The 20,629-nt window shown below is 41.0% G+C and carries 20 protein-coding genes; 14 read left to right on the top strand and 6 right to left on the bottom strand.

The window, feature by feature from the left end; translation table 11 throughout:
- Positions 1-12: 12 nt before the first annotated feature.
- Together FY534_RS11465 and FY534_RS11460 are read right to left on the bottom strand one after the other, a co-directional pair.
- Entirely contained in the window at positions 13-2,256 is a 2,244-nt protein-coding gene (locus tag FY534_RS11465) for an ATP-binding protein (RefSeq protein WP_203114612.1), read from the bottom strand.
- Positions 2,257-2,305: 49 nt separating this feature from the next.
- Positions 2,306-3,106, bottom strand: coding sequence for a Na-translocating system protein MpsC family protein (locus tag FY534_RS11460; protein ID WP_072875027.1), 801 nt, complete (start codon positions 3,104-3,106; stop codon positions 2,306-2,308).
- A gap of 143 nt (positions 3,107-3,249) precedes the next feature.
- Here FY534_RS11460 and FY534_RS11455 point away from each other — a divergent pair, with 143 nt between their 5' ends.
- On the top strand, positions 3,250-3,966 hold the full coding sequence (locus tag FY534_RS11455; RefSeq protein ID WP_083574349.1) for a Na-translocating system protein MpsC family protein: 717 nt from the start codon (positions 3,250-3,252) through the stop codon (positions 3,964-3,966).
- A gap of 419 nt (positions 3,967-4,385) precedes the next feature.
- On the opposite strand, the gene FY534_RS11450 is transcribed toward FY534_RS11455, so the two are convergent.
- Both FY534_RS11450 and FY534_RS11445 read right to left on the bottom strand, forming a co-directional pair.
- Positions 4,386-4,889 carry a hypothetical protein gene (locus tag FY534_RS11450; protein ID WP_238413534.1) on the bottom strand — a complete coding sequence of 168 codons (504 nt, stop codon included), beginning with the start codon at positions 4,887-4,889 and terminating at the stop codon, positions 4,386-4,388.
- 138 nt (positions 4,890-5,027) lie between these two features.
- Positions 5,028-6,113, bottom strand: coding sequence for an ATP-binding protein (locus FY534_RS11445; protein ID WP_203114610.1), 1,086 nt, complete (start codon positions 6,111-6,113; stop codon positions 5,028-5,030).
- Positions 6,114-6,437: 324 nt separating this feature from the next.
- Here FY534_RS11445 and FY534_RS11440 point away from each other — a divergent pair, with 324 nt between their 5' ends.
- The 13 genes from FY534_RS11440 to FY534_RS11380 all read left to right on the top strand — a co-directional run bounded on the left by FY534_RS11440 (position 6,438) and on the right by FY534_RS11380 (position 20,117).
- Positions 6,438-6,848, top strand: a complete 411-nt coding sequence (locus FY534_RS11440; RefSeq protein WP_072875024.1) for a glycosyl hydrolase family 18 protein — start codon at positions 6,438-6,440, stop codon at positions 6,846-6,848.
- A 422-nt stretch (positions 6,849-7,270) separates the two neighbouring features.
- Positions 7,271-8,029: a polysaccharide deacetylase family protein gene (locus tag FY534_RS11435; RefSeq protein ID WP_238413533.1), complete on the top strand. Its 759-nt coding sequence runs from the start codon at positions 7,271-7,273 to the stop codon at positions 8,027-8,029.
- Positions 8,030-8,176: 147 nt separating this feature from the next.
- The gene (locus FY534_RS11430) at positions 8,177-8,386 is read left to right on the top strand and encodes a DUF3311 domain-containing protein (protein ID WP_072875023.1); all 210 of its coding nucleotides are present in this window, start codon (positions 8,177-8,179) and stop codon (positions 8,384-8,386) included.
- 71 nt (positions 8,387-8,457) lie between these two features.
- Entirely contained in the window at positions 8,458-9,978 is a 1,521-nt protein-coding gene (gene mctP, locus FY534_RS11425) for a monocarboxylate uptake permease MctP (RefSeq protein WP_203114608.1), read from the top strand.
- 205 nt (positions 9,979-10,183) lie between these two features.
- On the top strand, positions 10,184-10,777 hold the full coding sequence (locus FY534_RS11420; protein ID WP_238413532.1) for a DedA family protein: 594 nt from the start codon (positions 10,184-10,186) through the stop codon (positions 10,775-10,777).
- Between the two features lie 108 nt (positions 10,778-10,885).
- A complete protein-coding gene (locus tag FY534_RS11415) occupies positions 10,886-12,820 on the top strand; it encodes an APC family permease (protein WP_238413531.1) in 1,935 nt (644 codons plus the stop codon).
- Positions 12,821-13,078: 258 nt separating this feature from the next.
- Positions 13,079-14,137: a LacI family DNA-binding transcriptional regulator gene (locus FY534_RS11410; RefSeq protein ID WP_203114607.1), complete on the top strand. Its 1,059-nt coding sequence runs from the start codon at positions 13,079-13,081 to the stop codon at positions 14,135-14,137.
- A 43-nt stretch (positions 14,138-14,180) separates the two neighbouring features.
- Positions 14,181-15,527 carry an ABC transporter substrate-binding protein gene (locus tag FY534_RS11405; RefSeq protein WP_203114606.1) on the top strand — a complete coding sequence of 449 codons (1,347 nt, stop codon included), beginning with the start codon at positions 14,181-14,183 and terminating at the stop codon, positions 15,525-15,527.
- Between the two features lie 68 nt (positions 15,528-15,595).
- On the top strand, positions 15,596-16,543 hold the full coding sequence (locus FY534_RS11400; protein WP_238413530.1) for a carbohydrate ABC transporter permease: 948 nt from the start codon (positions 15,596-15,598) through the stop codon (positions 16,541-16,543).
- Between the two features lie 2 nt (positions 16,544-16,545).
- Positions 16,546-17,373, top strand: a complete 828-nt coding sequence (locus tag FY534_RS11395) for a carbohydrate ABC transporter permease (RefSeq protein WP_238413529.1) — start codon at positions 16,546-16,548, stop codon at positions 17,371-17,373.
- 59 nt (positions 17,374-17,432) lie between these two features.
- Positions 17,433-19,130 (top strand): glycoside hydrolase family 13 protein, encoded by a 1,698-nt coding sequence (locus FY534_RS11390; RefSeq protein ID WP_203114605.1) that lies wholly within the window; start codon positions 17,433-17,435, stop codon positions 19,128-19,130.
- Positions 19,131-19,164: 34 nt separating this feature from the next.
- The gene (locus FY534_RS11385) at positions 19,165-19,311 is read left to right on the top strand and encodes a hypothetical protein (protein ID WP_203114604.1); all 147 of its coding nucleotides are present in this window, start codon (positions 19,165-19,167) and stop codon (positions 19,309-19,311) included.
- Positions 19,308-20,117 (top strand): carbohydrate kinase family protein, encoded by an 810-nt coding sequence (locus tag FY534_RS11380; RefSeq protein ID WP_203114603.1) that lies wholly within the window; start codon positions 19,308-19,310, stop codon positions 20,115-20,117. Before FY534_RS11385 ends, FY534_RS11380 begins: the two co-directional genes overlap by 4 nt.
- On the opposite strand, the gene FY534_RS11375 is transcribed toward FY534_RS11380, so the two are convergent.
- Positions 20,010-20,402 carry a PaaI family thioesterase gene (locus FY534_RS11375; protein ID WP_238413760.1) on the bottom strand — a complete coding sequence of 131 codons (393 nt, stop codon included), beginning with the start codon at positions 20,400-20,402 and terminating at the stop codon, positions 20,010-20,012. The genes FY534_RS11380 and FY534_RS11375 overlap by 108 nt on opposite strands.
- A 17-nt stretch (positions 20,403-20,419) precedes the next feature.
- The gene (locus tag FY534_RS14730) at positions 20,420-20,605 is read right to left on the bottom strand and encodes a hypothetical protein (RefSeq protein WP_238413769.1); all 186 of its coding nucleotides are present in this window, start codon (positions 20,603-20,605) and stop codon (positions 20,420-20,422) included.
- Between the last annotated feature and the right edge of the window lie 24 nt (positions 20,606-20,629).

Genomic DNA, 20,629 nt, shown 5'->3' with positions numbered 1-20,629 from the left:
GCACAGTACTTCTTACGGTGAGTTATATTCATCTGCAGGTAATGGTAAATACACTCTAACAGCCGTACCTACTCCAGGTTCACTCTGAATATCCAATTTGCCGCCATGCGAATGGATAATGTTCTGGCTTACCATTAAACCGAGTCCTGTGCCGCTCTCTTTGGTAGTAAAAAACGGTTGACCTATCTTGTCTAAAATTTCTTGGGGTATGCCTATTCCTTGATCTACTAACAAAATTTCCACGTATTTTAGCTTTCGTTGGATGCGTATGGTTAAAACGCCACCAGAACTCATGGATTCAATAGCGTTCTTAATTAGATTGATCAATACCTGTTTGATTTGATCGGAGGCGCCATAAATAAATGGGACACTGGAATCGCTCAGGATATCAAAGTGAATACTGTGTAAACGCGCTTCAGGTTCCATGAGTGATACCACGCTTTGAACCAATTCATCCAGCTTAATTTCTGTATGTTGAACAGGATGGGGTTTGGCGAGCATCAACAACTCATCCAAGATGGAGCGTATTCGGTTCAATTCAGATTCCATAACATGAATGTAGAATTCATTTTCTCCATTTTCTGCTTGACTGTGCAGAAGTTGAAGAAAGCCGTGCAAGGCAGTCAAAGGATTGCGAATTTCGTGAGCGACTCCGGCCGCCAATTGACCAACAGCAGATAGTTTCTCCGATACTTGCAACAATTCCTGAGATTCGCGCAATGCCTCTTCTGCTTCCAATTGATCGGTTTCATCTTGTAACATACCGAAATATTTTACCACTATATCGTCTTTTACAATGGCTTTACTCTTCATACGAATTCGTTTGCGATTTTTACGGTTTTGTTGAATATCAAATTCTAGTTCACACATCCGTTGAGACAGTAAATTTTCTCTAATTTTTTCAAAAAGCTCAGAATGAATGTCTCCCAGAAACTCCTGCACTCTATTGAGAGTCAATATATAGCATGGCGGCATTTCAAAGATACGATAAAAACCAGTGGAAGCACGGAATTCATCTGTAAAGGGGTCATACTCCCAACTGCCCATTTGAGCAAGTTCTTCCGCCATTTCCAAGCGTTCTTGGTTTTGCCGCAATGTCCATTCTGTGTTGCGCAAATGGGTCGTATCTTGCAAAATACCATAGACTTCCGTAACTTTTCCTGCGTGATATATGGGTTCTCCGTAGGATTGAACAAAACGTGTTTCGCCATTTGGGCGTATAATTCGATATTCTATAAAGTATGGATTGCCCAGGTATGATTGATCAATATTTTCTTTCCAAGTCCATCGATCGTCTGGATGAATACGTTCTACCAAAAGATCTAAAGTCACAGGCTGTTCTTTCGGTAAATCCCATATTTCATAAAGTTCAGGAGAAAAATAAATTGTATCATTATTTGGGTAGCGTTCCCAATATCCTAATGCAGCACATTGTTCTACCCGTTGCATCATGAGTTCTTTTTTTTGTAGCTTCAGTTCCTGCAATTTATAATTTGTTTGATTGATAAGAAAACCGGAGAGATAATGAGCTTTTCTATCAGAAGCATATAAAGCTTCAGCAATCAGACGGACGAATAATGTTGGTTCTTTATCCATCTGCATACGAAATTCCAAGTCACATTGACCATTTGTCAAAGAGTTGATGAGAATGCGTGTTACCCAAGCTCTGTCATCAGGATGCACATATTGTAGAAATTGGTGCATAGAATGAATATTTTCAGCAACTAAAGTTCCATTTTCATGGATATTCCAGACAATCATATTTTTCTGGATATCCCATTGCCATAAAGCTGCATTCGAAGCTTTTTGCAGTAAATCCCATGGCACGGAAGAATACCTATCTGCGATGGCTATACTTTTATCTAAATCCTCACGCAATGTTGTTAATTCTTGAATAGACCCTATAGTTAAAACTTTTCCATCGACAACTAGAGTTTCGTATGAACAATGAAGCCAATTCATGATTCCTGAAGAATTTAGATTTCGAAAGGTAAAGTTTTGGTAATTATTTGCATGAGATTTGGAAATGGATAGCCATAGATGATGATCTTCCGTTAAAATCGTTTGAAGAAGATTTTTCATAGAAATAATATTTTCTGCTTCGTGCAAATTCATCATTCGCAACATTTGCGCAGAACAAAAAAATGTTTGTGAAGTGTGGTTATATTCCCAATATCCAACAGGTGTATGAACCACAGGAGAGTACTCAGGTAAATGATGTTCTCCTGGAATGAAGTGTTCTGGACGTTGTCGCACATAAACCGTCCTCTTCTAAATTAAAAATAGTCCTCATTAAACTATTCTCTTATGGATTCTCATCTTCCTGCTCAAAAGTATTGGCATCCGCTCTTTCTACCATGGGTTTATCTCCTTGTCCTTGCAATCGTTTTGGATTGAGTATATACACAATAATACTTTTATCAATATCAAAATTCCAATCCACAAATACTTCAAGTACACGTTGTTTTAAAATCCCTTCAAATGAACTGGTATTATGCAGATAACTTTTTTCAAGATTAGCTTTCACCCTTTTTAGTAAAGGGCCATGACCTACACGGATAAGTTCTTTTTCAATTCGAACAAGAATACCTTTACGAATAATCACAAGAATTTTTGGATGAAATAGAAAAGAAAATACTTCTTCAGGAACTTTTTGGGCGTTTTGGCTGATGCGAATAATTTCATCTTCTAGTAATTTCTTTCCTTCAAATTCTTGTTCAAGGTTTGCAATATTCGATAAAGGGTTGTCAGTCACTGCAAAAATTAATCCTGAACGATTATGAAAGTTCCAGTCATAATATAATTCTTCTATTTTAATACCAGATAGCATTTCAATGTAGGCTTTAATCTCTGGAAGTAAAGCTTGCATCACCTGTTGCCTTAATTCAGCTAAAGTAAAATCTTGATCATTTTCGAGCAATACTTTTTCCATAGGTGATAAAAAATTTCTTAAATAAATGGAAATAAATTTGTATCCGCTCGATACAAAAACAGACTCGGGCCCTTTTCCAAAATGTTCTCGGAAAAGTTTGCTCATACGATTACTAATCGTTTGATGGAAATCATTCTGATTGAATGATTCGGTTGTATTGGTTGGTTGGTTCACTGTTCCTCTCCCCATCATGTCATTCAATTTTATTCATAACGCGATTCAGCATGCTCAAATTTGAAAATAATTATCCGTGTTAGGAAACATGAAAATATAAATTTTGTACAGAATAGACAGCACCCCATATCGAGAAAATATTTATGAATGAATTGTTTAGTGTGAGGTGTTGTCTTCTGGGTGTGGATGAGTCCTTAAAACAAGTAGCCAGTTATTTTAGTCGTTTACACAGAGAAATGTTTGGACGAGGACCCAGTCATTGTCAGGCTTTTTTAGAACATCAGGTTCTGGTGATACAGGTTACAAATTTTATTTCTTCACTAGAAGAGGTATTGTTAGATCAAGGACAGATGGACATTGCCGCAGAATCTCGCATGAAAATCTTGCAGTCTCTAATTTCAGAGATGAAAGGTGTACTGCGTGTACTTTTTCAAAGCGATGTGTTGGAGGTCTATCATGACTGGAGTTATGAAAATGGAACAGGAATTGTAATTGTCTTATTTCAATTGCCCATTGAAAATGTGAATTTCTTGGGTAAGGAAAAATTGCATCAAGAGGTAGCTCGTTTAAGTGCACTAACGGAGAGAACTCCTGCAAAGATTCTATCCGTTAAAATCAACGCTCATTTAATCGTTGTTGAGCGCGACGGCATTCTTATACCATTGGAAAAAGCTATGATTCAAAAAGGTTATGCAACTCCATTGCGAACCACAAAGGCGGAACTGGAAAAGAAATATTTTCATCGTGATGGACACTTCCATGAGATATTTCAAGAAAGCGTCCAAGATATTTTTATTGATTGGAACTTGCAAACAGATAGAAGCCTTGTCTGTTTTGTCCTCAATACTGTGAAAGGATAAGCTCTTCTCATAGATGAACTTGTTTTAGCTTACGCAGTCTTCTTGTGTTGTTCCATCTGGTTTACGGCTAGTGCTGATGCGTATATCGCGATCGCGTTGATAAGCATATGTGTCTTTACCTTGGCTATTCCTTCAAGCGAAGCCATCAGAAGTGCAAGTAGAATGACTTCACGATGGATAGATCTCGTGCTTTTTTGGGAAGGCTTCTTAACTTCGAAGCATAAGGTTGGAGTTCCAAGGCCCCAAAAAACAGAGGCAGGCGATGGTTGGAGAAGATACATATGGGACTTCCCGCCTCGGAAATTTCTGGTTTCGTTACTTGAAATCTTCTCGAAGATTGGGGTGAAGTGCTTTTTCATGCCTTCAACCTTCTTGTCCTATAAGGCTTTATAATTCTACAAAACACTTATTTAAATAATTTAGCGGGAAGGAGTGGATGGAAATTTTAGCTCGTTACTAAGTTCAGCTAAATGTTCCAGAATGGTTTTACATCGATAGTTTTCCGTCAACATTACAAGAAAGGCTAATGAAAATTGGGCCCGGATTTCGTCTGGGATAAGTATAATATGGGTGTGGATTTGATTTAAGCAATTCTGGATCTGATTAATAACTAAGAGAAGATTTTGGATAGAAGAGGATATATCTACATCATTAGAATGTTGTAATTGATTGTTCCATACGATAATACTCTCCAGAAAATCATTCAAATGCAAACTGATTTTCACAATTTGTGTAAGGTGGAACTCGTATGGTTCACAATCTTTAATGAGAATATATGCAAAACCATGAATGGAAGCTAGCGCATCTCGTATGGTAGGAACTACACTTTCTGGTAATGAACTTAATACACTCAGCAAGTTAATTTTATCTAAATCATTCCAATCTAGTTGCAAGTTATTTTGTTTGGATGTTAGTTCGTTCATTATGTCAATATTCCCTCCAAATAAAAAATGAGCCTGAACAGATGCAGAAATTCTGCAAAACTGTTCAGGCTCACGTCTAGCGCACTCGTTAAAATTGGTGTCTAGAACATTGCCACCCTACTCAATCTTTTGAATGATTCATTGGCAAACAGGTAAACGAATTCTTACTTCAGTACCACGTTTTTCATTTTTTAAAATTTCAAGTTGACCCATATGGTCTGCAATAATACTTTGACTGAGCATTAAACCAAGTCCAGTACCACTTTCTTTGGTAGTGATAAATTTTTTTCCAAGATGATGGAGAATGGAATCGTCAATTCCTGGTCCATCGTCAATGATGAATATATCCACAAATTTATGGGTTCTTTTTACAATAACATCAATAATCCGACCTGGCTCTGAAGCTTCTACAGCATTCTTAATTAAATTAATAAAGGCTTGTTTAAGTTTGTTGGGCTGACATAACACATTTTGCTGCCAATCCCAGTTTTCTACAGAAAGGTGAATGGCGCAACTTTTGACAATAGCTTGCGGATTCAAAAGTATCACTACTGAATTTAAAATTTCAATTAGATTGCGTTGAAAAAAAGGTTGGCTTCTTGGTTTGGCTAATTGTAATAATTCCTCAACCAGACCATTAATACGATCGAGCTCGTTAAGCATGATTTGTGTATAGGATAGATTACTGTCCGGATCTTTGGAACGCTGAATCATTTGTGTAAAACCGCGCAAACTGGCTAATGGATTGCGAATTTCGTGTGCCAAACCGGCGGCTAATTCACCAACTACCAACAGTCTGTCCATTTCTTCAATGGACTCCCTATACGTAAATAAATCCGTAACATCTTTAAGAATTAAAAAAGTGACGGATGGTTCTGGAGTGCTAACAATGGTGAATTCTAAAATGAATAATTCACCATTCGTCAAATGTAAACGTTTCGTGTACAGATGAGCATAGCGAAGAGGCTCTCGGATGTCCAGAACAGATTTTAAGAATTCCTCTAGATTCCATAGTTTTTTAGGAGTATAACCAAGTGTACTGAAGAGTTGTTCAGCAACTGGATTATACAGGGCAACTGACTCATATTCGAAGCAAACAATTCCTATTGGCAAATGCTGAACTAGTGACAAGAAAACTTCTTGACTAAAAGTAAAAGATGGCTCGTCCAAATTAGAAGTTTTCTTTCTTTCTGTTGCTTCATGGACAATGTTTTCGTTTGCCATATGTAGACAGCCCTCGATTCGGTTTGTAATCGTACACGAATCGTCTGGTAAACGGTAACAATGCCATGCGCGACTTGCGTAAGTTATCACATTCGCTCATTTGCCCGCCCGCCATATTGCTTACTTTAGTTGATAAAAAATTTTAAATTGGAAGAAGAAAAAGACAACAAATCACTCAAAAAGTCACAGGCACATTGACTACCTTTGACCTATGCGCATTCTATCACATTCAATTTTAATTGGTCAAGATTGTAATGCAATATTTGGATATTGAGTCCATTTAACATGTATGGATGTGTATGTATGTAGGTATGTGGACCTCCGATGGCGGTAGCCCCCATCCATCAAGTGAAAAATGTTTTAGACTACGCCACTTCAGTGATTGCTTCAGAAAAAATATTAATGGGAGTTACACTTTATGGATATGATTGGCCCATTCCTTGGCGCAAAGGTCTCAGAGCGGCTAGCTTATCAAACAATAGTGCTCAAAATCTTGCTATCAATGAAAAATCACCTATACGGTTTGATCCTGTTTCCGCTTCTCCTAATTTTGAATATACGAATGGTTCACAAAGTCACCAGGTTTGGTTTGATGATGCGCTAAGTATCTCTGCAAAATTTTCTCTAATTGATGAGTACCAGTTGAGGGGCCTTTCTTGGTGGGTATTAGGAAATTCATTTCCTCAAGGGATTTACCTAATGTCAGATGTTTTTAATATTCGTAAAGTCTTCTGAAAATATCCCCAATATTCTACAGCTTTTCCCTCTTCTTTAAGGCTGCTATCCCTGACGATATAAAGGTTGTCCATCGTAGGATAGGGTAGTTTGATGGAGAGGGGGATGTTTTATGTACGGATGTTTTGGTGGATATACTCGTTGGGCAGTTGTCTTCTTAATCATCTTTGTACTGTTCTTCTTGCTTGTACCTGCAGCAGGATATGCAGCTGGTGCATACTAATGAAAAATTCAAAAATCTCATGAGAAATAGTTCGATCAAAGCAGGCATGCTTTTTAGTTAAAAACGTGATTGAAGAACTTCGACAGTGATTCACTGTCCAAGTTCTTTTTTCATGGATGGGTCGTTCAAAAATTTCTTCGTATGGCGTTGCTTTCGATAACTCACAATAACCATAAATTGATGTGTGGAGGCATTCATGGTGCTGCTTGGAAATTTCCCAAAATGTTTAAAATCATTAAAAAAATATTTGAAAAAAAGTGTGTGTTCTATACTCGTAGGCATATTCTTCTTTGTATGCATACCCCCGATTCCAACGGTATTTGCTAAATGTTCTATTCTCCGTAAAGTTAACATGACCTCGAAAGAAGTGGCGATTACTTTTGATGACGGACCTAGTTTGACCTATACTCCGCAGATATTAAAACTTCTGAAACAATATCAGGCACATGCAACATTTTTTTTAATTGGAGAAAGAATCATTCCTTATCAAAAGCTGGTGGTTTCGGAATGGCAAGCTGGAAATGAGTTTGGTAATCATACTTATCATCATATTCTTTTGACAGGAAGAACTGAGAATCAAATAAGCCAGGAATTGTCGTTGACGGAAAAAGCCATGCATCAGGTAATACCTCAGGCAGGAAAATTAAAGTGGTTTCGACCGACCAGAGGTCGCTCAAATGCGAAAGTGTGTTCCATAGCCCAACAAATGGGTTATCGTACAGTGCTATGGAGCATTGATTCTTCTGACTGGCAAAATCCTTCTCCTGAAAAAATGGCTCAAAGAATACTCGAACAGATTCGTCCAGGCGATATATTGCTTTTTCATGATCAAGGAGGTAATCGCACTTCAACCATTCGTGCCTTACGTATCGTACTCTATGGACTACATAATGAAAACTACAAAGTCGTAACCTTATCTCAGTTATATACAGATAAAGAAAAAGGAGATCAGAAATAATGAAAAGATATTATTTTGGATAATATAGGATGTTTGTGATGGATAGGATTGAATTGACGATACCTTTTTTGTTGTGCGATAATTCTCTTAATTTTAGCTCATATTTTTTGAGCAACTTACCTTATAAAACAGAAAGGAGGACAATGTATGAATGCGCAGCAAGAACCCAAACGTAAACGTGGTCGTGTATGGCTTTGGCTACTGTTAATACCCTTCATTGGTACTCTGTATCCGCCTTTTTATGCATCATATCATCCTGTTTGGTTTGGGGTTCCGTTCTTCTATGCCTATCAGTTTCTGTGGGTCATCATTTCTGCTCTGATTACAGGTGTGGTTTATTTTCTTACGAAGGACTAATCGAATGCCATTTTAAATGAAATCATGAAGGCGCTATCATTGTAGGTTTGTGGGGGAGAGGTGGAAAATACTTGCATGCAGCAGCTGTAATTGTATTTGTTCTGTTGTTTATCTTTATCACCGTATTAGGTTTTGTTGCTTCCCGGTGGAGAAAAGGAAATCTATCTCATTTAGATGAATGGGGTTTGGGCGGTAGACGATTTGGGACGTTTGTAACCTGGTTTTTGCTTGGTGGTGATTTATATACAGCCTATACTTTCATTGCCGTACCAGCTCTTATGTATGGCTCAGGAGCACTAGGTTTTTATGCAGTTCCTTATACAATAGTTGTATATCCCTTAGCTTTTCTATTTATGCCGCGTCTTTGGTCAGTAGCTAAGAAACATGGATACGTCACAGCCTCTGATTTCGTGCAAGGAAGATATCAGTCTCGTCTACTTGCTTTGGCGATTGCCGTCACAGGCATTCTTGCGACGTTGCCGTATATTGCCCTGCAGCTGGTCGGTATGAAAGCGGTATTAGCGGCGATGGGTCTGGCAGGAGATTGGCCGCTTATTATTGCATTTATCATTCTAGCTCTCTATACGTACACAAGCGGTCTTCGAGCTCCGGCCATGATTGCCTTTGTAAAAGATATTTTGATTTACGTGGTCATTCTTGTTGCAGCCATCGTCATTCCCATGAAATTGGGCGGTTTTTCGCATATTTTTCATGCTGCAGCCGCTGCGCTTGCTACACATAAACCGAAAGGCGCAGTAGTCATCAGTCCTAAATTATTCTTGCCTTATGCGACCTTGGCGTTTGGCTCTGCAGTAGCCCTCTTTCTTTATCCGCATGCTGTAACAGGGACATTGTCAGCCAGCAGTCGTGTAGCGGTTAAACGAAATATGGCATTTCTTCCTATTTATTCATTTATGTTAGGTGTTCTTGCCTTGCTAGGATATATGGCTTTGGCAGCAGGAATCCATACAAAAGTTACAAGTAATGCGGTGCCTCTTTTATTTTTGAAAGAATTTCCTTCTTGGTTTGCTGGAGTAGGTTTTGCTGCAATTGCCATTGGTGCTCTTGTACCCGCAGCCATCATGTCTATTGCAGCTTCCAATCTCTTTACAAGAAATATCTACAAAGAATTCTTTGTTCGTCAAGCGACACCAGAACATGAGGCGAGGGTAGCTAAAATATTCTCTTTGCTTGTCAAATTAGGAGCGCTTTATTTCGTTATAGGCATTCCAACACAGTACGCGATTAATTTGCAGTTGCTTGGTGGTATTTGGATTCTTCAAACTGTTCCAGCCATTGTACTTGGGCTATACACACGATGGTTTAACCGATATGCGTTGTTTATTGGTTGGGCCGTAGGTATGATTTATGGTACTGGCATGGCCGTTGAAAATCAGTTTAAATCTTCAATTTACACTGTACACTTAGGTCATTTGGCTATAGCGTCTTACGCTGGGTTAACTGCAGGTATAGTCAATTTGATTCTTTCAGTTGTTTTGACGCTCATATTGAAAGCGGTAGGAGTAAAATTCGGAACAGATATGACCGATCCTACAGATTACGAGCTTGAATTAACCACTCTTCAAAATTGATTGTAACTATACAAGACCATACGTTTACTTGTGATGCAGCCTGCATACTCCGTGCTCTGGGGTGTTGCAGGCTTATTCTTATTTCAACGATCACGTTTTATTAAGGTATGGAATGATATACTGAAGTTAATGGGATTTTAGACCAATCAATGCTAGGATAAAACATATATGAGTTTGCTGATTTCATGGAGAGGGGAATTTTTGATTGTCTCTTTCGGTTCATGAATGGATTGTCCATTTTGGATATATGGGTGTTTTTTTAATTCTATTTTTAGAAATGGTGGGTATTCCGTTTCCGGCTGAAACGACGCTTGTAGTCTCTGGTGTAGAATGGATACATGGTCAGTTTTCTTTCTTTCCATTATTGTTGGCAGCTTTTTTGGGCAATGTGGTAGGTTCTACGGTAGCTTATTCATTAGGGAGAATGCTGGGGCGACCTTTGCTTGTTCGGTATGGAAAATATGTTGGAATCAACGAAAAACGTTTGAATAAAGCTGAAAATCAATTTGCCAAGTGGCGAATATGGATTGTTTTGATGGGCAAGTTTATTGCCGGAGTCAGAGTATTGGTACCGTATTTAGCTGGAATAGACGCTATGCCCATTTGGAAATTTTCACTTGTCAACGCTTTGAGTGCACTCATCTGGGTTGCGTTTTTTTTACTTTCGGGTCGCTATATTGGAGTAGCGTGGAATCATTATCATGTGTTTCTTATGCAGCGCGGACTCCCGTATCTGTTGCTGCTCATGATTATTCTCTTGCTAGGTGCGTATTTTTTGCATTTCCGAAAAAGAAAATAATACAGGAAGGAGAAAAAACTAAATTTTTTCTAACTGAGGCGCTATTTAATGTTATTATCTGTGTTGCAACGTTCGTTGTTTGAGCATGCATGAAGGAGGCAACTGGCATTGCATAAAACTCTTCCTTTTTTAGATCCTTTACTTATTGTGTTGTCTCTTCTTGCGCTCTGGTTTGCCGTGGCTAATTTTAACTCTGTTAAGCGGTTTCTTGTAGGACGACCTATGCGCTCAAGAGAACTGAATAACAATCATACCAAGCTTTTTTGGTTTATCGCCCTACCTGTTTTAGCAGCAGATTTATATTCTTCTGTAGCATATGGCCCAGAGGCAGGCATCACAGAGATTGCGCAATTAGGTGTTGACGTAAAATGGTTGATTGTACCGATTACCTTAGCAACTGTTATACTTCTGACCGCACTGATTATTTCTTATATTATGGGCGTTAGCGCATATCCCAATGGTGGAGGGGCGTATGCGATAGCTAAAGACAATTTTCGTGCTCCTTGGGTACGTCTACTCGCTTCTAGTTCATTGATGATTGACTACATACTCACTGTTGCGGTATCTATTTCGTCTGGTATCCAACAGATTGCTTCCGCTTATCCAATATTAGCCCCGCATGTTGTTGGTTTATCCATTGCATGTATTATTATTATTTTACTGGTCAATTTGCGCGGGGTTAGTGAGTCAGCCTCTGTGTTTGCTTGGCCAACACTGTTCTTCATGCTCTGTATGGTGTTTTTAATCGGCTACGGTTTTATAGAAGGAGGCCCTCACGGTCTGGTTTCTAAATATACACCACCATTCGGAGTCTTTCCAAAGGGATTAACTTTGCTCTTGCTGCTTAAAGCTTTTTCATCTGCGTGTTCATCATTGACGGGTATTGAAACCATTTCTAATTCAGTTCCAATTTTCCGTGAGCCTCGTACACGGGGAGCTATTAAAGCTTATATAGCGTTGGGCACGATTACGGGTATTACTTTAATCGGGTTTTCGTGCCTTCTTTATTTCCAGGGAATTTCTGTAAATCCCAATAATACAATGTTGTCTCAATTGCTTGGTTCATATTTTGGACACAGTATCTTGTATCAAATTATTATCTGGGCAACATTTTTGGTTCTAATTTTGGCGGCCAATTCCACATTTACAGGGTTTCCTCAATTGACAGCTTTAATGGCAGGAGATGGTTTTCTGCCTCGTTCTCTGCTTGTTCGTGGTGATCGTTTAGGGTACTCCAACGGGATGTTGGTATTAGCTGCGCTTTCAGCGTTATTAATTGAAGGTTTCCGTGCTCAAACCAATTCGCTGATTCCTCTTTATGCGATTGGTGTTTTTGTTGCTTTTACGGTGGCGCAGATTGGTCTGGTAAAACGTTGGCTAAGAGTGCGAGGCAAGATGTGGAGACTGAAAAGTTTTATCAATAGTTTTGGCGCCGTGCTTTCGGCGGTCGTAGCCATCGTTTTTGCAGTTACAAAATTCACTGGTGGCGCTTGGATTGTTTTGGTAGTTCTTCCGTTGTTGATGTTCATGGCCACTAAAATCCGTAAACACTATACTTTGTTGGCAGACGAGTTGCGCATAAATCTAAAAGAAGAGCGACCAATTCGCCACCATGTGGTAACGATTCTGCTGCTTTCCGGATTACATCGTGTAACACTCAATTCGCTGTCTTTTGCTCTATCGCTTAATTCAGATGTTATTGCAGTCTATGTAGGTTTTGATGATGAATCGATTGCAAGAATAGAAAAACGATGGGAAGAATGGGGAAATCCTTGTCGACTGGTGACCTTAAAAAGTGAGTATCGTTCTCTGATTCAACCCGTACAGCGGTTTATAAAATTTGTTGAAAGTCGAGAAGGTGGAAGACCCGATCACATTCACATCATCCTCTCACAGTTTTTGCCTAAACGTCACTGGGCGCAAATTCTTCATAACCAGTCTTCATTGTTGTTACGTACATGGTTTTTGTGGAACAAAGATGTCATCATTACCACAGTTCCTTATCATCTGAATGAGAGTGAAATTGAATCTGAAAAAACATAAAAAATAATACGCTGTACATTCGTATTTTGGATATGCGTTGAGGTAAAAACTCAGCGCATATTTTTTTGTGCAAAGCACATAGTAAATCCAAATGGATTGGAAATTTATAGTCTTGCTTTAAGGGTCTATCTGATTTAATCTATGAATACATTTTCATGAAACCGATTTATGAAAATGTATCATAACAGTTTTTGTTTGCTCACGCATTTGCTTTTATGCTGATGAACCTTGGTTGCTTATGGAAGAGAGCTGAGCTTTGTGAAAGTAACGATTCGTGATGTGGCATCTAAGGCAGGTGTCTCTGCAGCTACTGTTTCTCGCGTGCTTAATAAACCAGAATTGGTCGATCCGGAAACGAAACAAAGAGTTCAGGCTGCCATCAAAGCGCTGGATTTTCACCCAAACGCTATGGCGCGAGGGCTCAGTGTATCACGCACAGATACGATTGGTTTAGTCATTCCGGGTATCAACGATCTTTTCTTCACTGAACTCTACCGCGGAATCGAAAAGGCATGCAGTGAGAACAATATGAAAATCCTGCTTTTTGACTCGCAACATTCACGTCACAGAGCTCTAGAAGGGTTTACCTTTCTGCGTCGACATCAAGTAAGCGGCATCATTTTCACCAGCAAGCTGGTCGATCAAGACTACGATGCTTTGTTTGATAGGATTGGAATTCCTGTTGCCCTTGCTTTAACGGAAGCAACGGGTCGAACGCCGTTACCAGCATTCAAAGTGGATGATGTAAGAGCCGTTTTTGATGTAGTGGCTTATCTTGTTGCACGGGGGCATCAGCGGATCGGCATGATTACAGGAGAATCTGAAGATGATCGGACTGGTTTGCTGCGCTTGGAAGGCTATCGCAGGGCAATATTGCATTTTGGTATCGGCTACAGCGAATCGTTTGTCACTTCAGGGAATTATCGTTTTGACGGTGGATATGCAGCGATGCAGGAATTGCTCAAGCGTCAGCCGATCAATCAGTTGACAGCCATCTGCACGGCCAGTGACGAAATGGCCATTGGAGCAATGCGTTGTTTGCACGATCACGGGTTGTCTGTCCCGGACGACATGTCGGTTATTGGATTTGACGATTTGCAGATTGCACGTATGGTGATACCCTCTTTGACCACCGTTATGCAGCCGTTTGAAGAAATTGGCGAACAGGTTGTGCGAGCGCTGCTGCAAAGAATTGAACAACCGTCTGAACTGCCGCGTCAAGGAACTTATTACATGCCGCATCGAATCGTTGAGCGCGAAACTGTCAAATGTTTAAATTCATCCACGTCAGAAGAGCAACTTGAGAAATGTTTTTGAAAAAGTATCCAAAGAGGGTCAGATCAAAAGGAGGAACTGAAAGATGAAGAAATTCTCCAAAGGTGCTGCGTATGCGGTTACACTCGTGATGGCAGGGGGTCTTGTAGCTGGATGCGGAACCAACAATAGTGCGGCAAACACTAGCTCCAGCACAACATCGAACACGGCTGCTACTGGTAAAACAGTCAATTTTTCTGATGCAAGCGGTACGATTGTCTGGGCTGCGCCACCGATTACGCACTCAGGTTTACGCCAGACTTTGATTAACGCGTTTGAGAAGAAATATCCCAAAATTAAAGTGGTCCTGCAAGATCAAAGCAGCGACACAGATACTAACCGCTCTTCGTTGGCTACAGCGATTGGCGGTGGTTCATCCACTCCGGATGTCTTTATGGGAGATGTGATTTGGCCTGCTCAATTTGCGGCTAATCAGTTGGCATTACCACTTTCAGATAGTCTACCTTCCTCGTTTTGGAGCCGATTCTCTCCTGGTTTGGTCAATGGCGCTACCTATCAAGGTAAAGTTTATGCTGCGCCATTTTTCGCTGATTCAGGATTTTTATACTATCGAAAAGATCTCTTACAAAAAGCTGGATTGCCTGTTCCTCAGACATGGCAGCAATTGAAGTCTGAAGCAGAAACACTGCAGAAAAGAGGTCTCGTTAAATACGGATTTGTTTGGCAAGGTGCGTCTTATGAAGGTTTGACTTGCGATTTCATGGAGTATTTGACTGATGCGGGCGGCAAGGTTTTGAATTCAAAGGGACAGCCAGTCATTGATTCTCCGCAAGCAACAAAAGCGCTGTCTTTTATGCGCGGATTAATTACCAGCGGTGTAACACCAGCTTCTGTTGTACAAATGCAAGAACCACAAGCAGAAGATGTGTTTGATCAGGGCAACGCAGCCTTTTTGCGCAACTGGTCGTACGCGTGGGATGATTCTAACAATCCTAAAAATTCGCGCGTGGCTGGTAAAGTGGGCGTAACTGTATTGCCATCCTTCCAGCCAGGTGGTGGTTACAGTACAATTGGCGGTTGGGATTTGTATGTCAATCCACATTCAAAAAATCTGAAAGCTGACTTGGCGTTTATCAATTTCATGACAGGAACGCAAGCACAGACCATTTTGGCTAAACAGTTTTCTGAAATCCCAACCAATGCTGCGGTCGCCAATAATCCTTCCGTCAAGGCGGTCAGTCCGATTTTCAATCTGATTCCTAAAACCAAATATATTGCTCGTCCTAGTCAATCACCGAATTATCCACAAGTGTCACAGGCAATCTATCAAAATGTCAATGCTGCTTTGGCTGGAAATGAATCCGTAAGTGCAGCGTTGAAAAAGGCGCAACAGCAAATTCAACAGGCACAAGGTGCCAATAGCGGTCTGTAATAAGTTTAGTAGTCAAGGGCCGGCAACGGCCCTTCTGCTATTCTATTCACGTGAAATGGGGGATAAGTTTGGCACAAAGTGAGCAGGTCATGGGAAACGACCAAAAATGGCGAGCAGGAAGAAAATATTTTTTGCGCAGTGATCGCAATTCTGGAATTCGCATGATGGCTCCTGCTCTTTTAGTCATTCTCCTTGTGACGTTGTTTCCCATCTTGTATTCCGTGGTCATGAGTTTCAGCCATGTTGCCATTACAGATAACGGATTTCAAATTCATCTGCAAGGATTTAAGAATTACAATATCTTGATTCATTCTGGAATTTACTGGCATAGTGTTTGGTTTACAATCTATTACGCTTTAGTAACCGTTTTTGTAGAATTGGTCCTCGGTATGCTCATCGCGCTGGCTATCCATAATGTGGAACAGTTGAAAAGTGTCTCGCTTGTCGTCATGTTGATTCCCTGGTCGCTGATTACGGTAATTTCAGCAGAAATGTGGTCCTATATCTACAATGGAGTGTATGGAGTTTTGAATTATGTGCTGATTAGTTTGCACATCCTTTCTTCTCCCGTCACTTGGACTGGGCATTCTGTAACAGCTATTATCTCGATGATGGTTGCAGATATATGGAAAACGACACCTTTTGTAGTCATTATTTTACTTGGCGGGTTACAAATGATTTCTAAAGAATATTATGAAGCTGCTTATATGGACGGAGCCAATCGTTGGCAAGTTTTTTGGAAAATAACTTTTCCGCTTTTGCGCGGCTCTATAGCATTAGCAGCTATGTTTCGCGTACTGCAAGCGTTTGGTGTCTTCGATTTGCCCTATGTATTGACAGGCGGTGGACCTGGCAGAGCAACACAATCCCTGGCTATGCTGGCTGACCAAGCACTTTTCACCAATCTTCACTTTGGACTAGGTTCTTCAGTGGCTGTCAGCACAGTGGTGATGGTGTTGGTGATTTGTCTGCTCTTTTTATCAGCATTTCGCTCGTTGGTTGAGGAGGGAGCCTGAACGTGAAAACGAAGCGTCAAGTTATCGTTGGTTATGTGGTGCTGATTTTATTTCTGGTAGCTATTCTGCTCCCTTTTTATTGGATGTTGGTCACTTCTGTCAAACCCGACTTGGAAATTAGCGCTTATCCGCCAACCCTGTTTCCGCATCACTGGACATTTATTCACTATGCTACGGCTTTTCAACAAGATAATTTTGGCATATACATTCGAAATAGTGTTATTGTTGCCATTTGTTCTACATTTATTGTTCTGGCTCTTGCCAGTATGGCTGGTTTTGCTGTTGCTCGTTTGCCCATTCCTGGAAAAAAGACCGTATTAATCGCCTTGCTCATTATTTCTGTTTTTCCTGAAATTGCTGTCATTGCTCCTCTTTATGTTCTTTTACGTGATGTGAATTGGCTAAATAGCTATCAAGCGCTGATTATTCCTTACAGTGCTTTCAATATGCCTTTTGCTGTCTGGATTTTGCGCAATTATTTCTTGGAAGTCCCCGGTGCACTATTTGAAGCAGCCAAAATGGATGGTGCAAGTGTTTTTCAAACGTTTTATCGAATCTTTTTGCCGCTCACACGTCCAGGACTATTTGCTGCCGCCGTTTTCACTTTCGTTGCCTCCTGGACCGAATTCTTTATGGCGCTCGTTTTCAATTCATCCGATACGATGCGTACGATTCCAGTCGGAATCGCCCTTTTTAGCGGTCAATACAGCGAACCTTACGGAACCATCTTTGCTGGATCGGTCGTCTCCATATTACCTATTGTAATCTTGGTCATTATCTTCCGAAAGTGGATTGTATCTGGATTGACTGCTGGTGCTGTTAAAGGATAAGAGGTTTAGGCAAGGTTTAGAAAAATAAAATGTCATGTTAAAGCTGGGAGGTTCTCATTTTGCAACATCAATGGTGGAAAGAAGCTGTTGTTTATCAAATTTATCCACGTAGTTTTAAAGACTCTAACGGTGATGGAATCGGTGATTTGAACGGTATTACTGAGAAATTGGATTATCTTCAGGAACTGGGTGTGGATGTTATTTGGATTTGCCCCATTTACGCATCACCTAATGACGATAATGGTTATGATATTTCTAATTACTATGAAATCATGAAGGAGTTTGGGACCCTACAGGATTTTGAACGGATGCTGGCTGAAATACACAAGCGAGGCATGCGACTGGTTATGGATTTAGTTGTCAATCATACATCAGATGAACACGCTTGGTTTGTTGAATCACGCAAATCCAAAGATAACCCATACAGAGATTTTTACATTTGGCGTCCTGGCAAGAACGGTCGAGAGCCTAACAATTGGCTTTCTTATTTTTCGGGATCGGCATGGCAATTTGATGAAACTACGGGAGAGTATTATCTCCACTTATTCAGTCGCAAGCAGCCCGATTTAAACTGGGAAAATGATCAGTTACGCAAAGCTGTTTATGAAATGATGCGTTTCTGGCTGGACAAAGGTATTGACGGTTTCCGTATGGACGTTATCAACCATATTTCAAAAGTGCCAGGTTTGCCGGATGCTCCAAATCCCAATTCGCAAGGTTATGCATGGGGTGGAGAATTTTTTGCCAATGGTCCCCGTGTTCATGAATTCATTCAGGAGATGAACCGTGAAGTTCTAAGTCATTATGACATTATGACAGTTGGTGAAACGGGAGCTGTCACACCTCATGACGCTATTCTTTATGCAGGAGAAGACCGCCATGAGCTAAACATGGTTTTTCAGTTTGAACATACCGATTTGGATGCCGGGCAAGGCGGTAAGTGGGATGTAGTGCCTTGGAAGCTCTCGGATTTGAAAGAAGTGATGAGCCGTTGGCAGTATGAGCTTTATGGCAAGGCGTGGAACAGTCTGTATCTGAACAATCACGATCAGCCCCGTTCCGTGTCACGTTTTGGGGATGACAAAAAATACCGTGTGGAATCCGCTAAAATGTTGGCAACGTTTCTTCATTTGCAGCAGGGAACACCCTACATTTACCAGGGTGAGGAAATCGGCATGACCAATGTCGCTTTTTCTTCCATTGAAGATTATCGAGATGTTGAAATCCATAATTTATGGAGAGAACGTGTTATAGAAAGCGGTGAAGATCCAGAGCGGCTTTTACAGGCTATTCACCAAAAGGGGCGAGATAATGCGCGAACACCTATGCAATGGAATGCTGGTGAAAATGCAGGTTTTAGTACCGCAAAGCCTTGGATTCAGGTAAATCCCAATTATCGCGAAATTAATGTGGAAGCTGAACTGGCCAATCCAAATTCCATTTTCCACTATTATCAGCAGCTCATTCAGTTGCGTAAACAAAACCCATTGGTAGTGTATGGAAGGTATCAACTCATCTCTGAAGAACATCCAGATATCTATGCGTATACGCGAACGATGAACGAAAATGTCTGGCTTGTATTGTGTAATTTCTATGGTCGCGACACAGTTTGGGAAAAGCCAAAAGAACTAGCGAGCTACCAAATTGCTGAACTGAAACTGGGTAACTATCCGATTCAGTCCACTCATCTATCGATTGACCGCATATCACTCCGCCCCTATGAGGCGTTGGTATTGGCATTGCAACCAAACTTGTGATAGCAAGCAGGCAACACAAATAGGAGGATATGCTTTGTTCGATCTCGTTGCGATTGGTGAGGTTCTGATTGACTTTCACATGCAAAAGGATGATATGTCGCCGCTTTGGGTGGGCAATGCGGGTGGGGCACCCGCGAATGTGCTTGCAGCGGCCTCCAAATTGGGGTTTCTACTGCTTTGATTGGTGCGGTAGGGGATGATCCGTTTGGACACTCTCTTTTGCAACTGATCAATAAGCTTTCCATTGATACCCGAGCGATGAGTATATTACCTCAAGTATGGACAACACTGGCTTTTGTCTCTCTAGACAGTCAGGGAGAACGCTCATTTTCTTTTTTGCGCAATCCGGGTTCGGATACTGCCTGGCATACAACTCACATCATGGAGCAATACGCTTCTTCCTGTCGTGTCCTTCATTACGGCTCACTGACTCTGTGTGCTTCACCAGCTCGTGAGGCTCTTCTAGAACTGTTGTCTTTGGCTAAAAATCAAGGAGCTGTACTCTCTTACGATCCAAATTGGCGCCCTGCTCTATGGAAAGATAAAAAAATGGGTATAGAAGCTATGCGCTTGGGATTACAATGGGCGGATGTTGTAAAAGTTGCGGAAGAAGAGGCATGTTTACTGACAGGGAAATCTCAGATAGACGAGGCTATGGAAGAGCTTGCTCATTGCGGACCAACGTGGCTGCTCATCACCGGCGGTTCCAAGGGCGCGTGGATTGTACATCGGGATGGATGGCGCCGCCATGTTCCAACAATTCCAGTACGAGTAGAGGATAGCACAGGTGCGGGAGATACATTTTTGGGCGCATTTTGGGCTGAATTATTGACGGTAATTGATGCGAAAGCATCACTGCTGACTGCACATCATGAGCAGTTAGAACATGCCGTGCGGTTTGCCAATCGGGCTGGAGCTTATATTGCCGCTCGCTCCGGAAGTCTCTCCATTATGCCGACAAGAGAACAAATTGAAGAGCTTGGCTAAAAGAAAAGGGTGAAGCGTGTCTCCCGCGCATTTATTGGCTTTGCGCGGGGTACTCACTTCATTCAAAATATTCTCTGATAACCCTAATTCTTCTAACTGGTCTTTAGAAAGAACCATCATTTTGGCATCAGCCGTTGCTTTAAGTTCACCTTCTGCATTATGAATGGTGGCATGCACCAAAATCAGTTTCCGGCTTTCCCTGGTTGGCGTGGCTTCTATGTAAAGTGTTTCTCCCACCCGAACCGGGGCTTTGAACGATATGTTTAATTCAGCCGTAACCGTCACTTTGCCGAGAAAAGTGGCTACATATGCACAGGCTTCATCGAGTAAAGTACTCGTAATCCCCCGTGTTGAACGCTTGGCCAACCAGCCATTTCTTTATCTACGTAAAAAGTGGCAAAAGAGTTCGCCCGATCACGTTTTTCAAAGTGGACATGGAGTCCGCGCGGATTGTCTGCGCCGCAGACAAAACAGTATTGATTGCCCAATCTCCATCCTCTCCCTGCTTCAGG

The sequence above is a fragment of the Alicyclobacillus sp. TC genome (assembly GCF_016804365.1).
In the GTDB taxonomy this organism is placed as follows: Bacteria; Bacillota; Bacilli; order Alicyclobacillales; family Alicyclobacillaceae; genus Alicyclobacillus_I; species Alicyclobacillus_I tolerans.
Note: the sequence above shows the minus strand (reverse complement) of the source record. Positions and strands in the feature narration are given on the sequence as shown.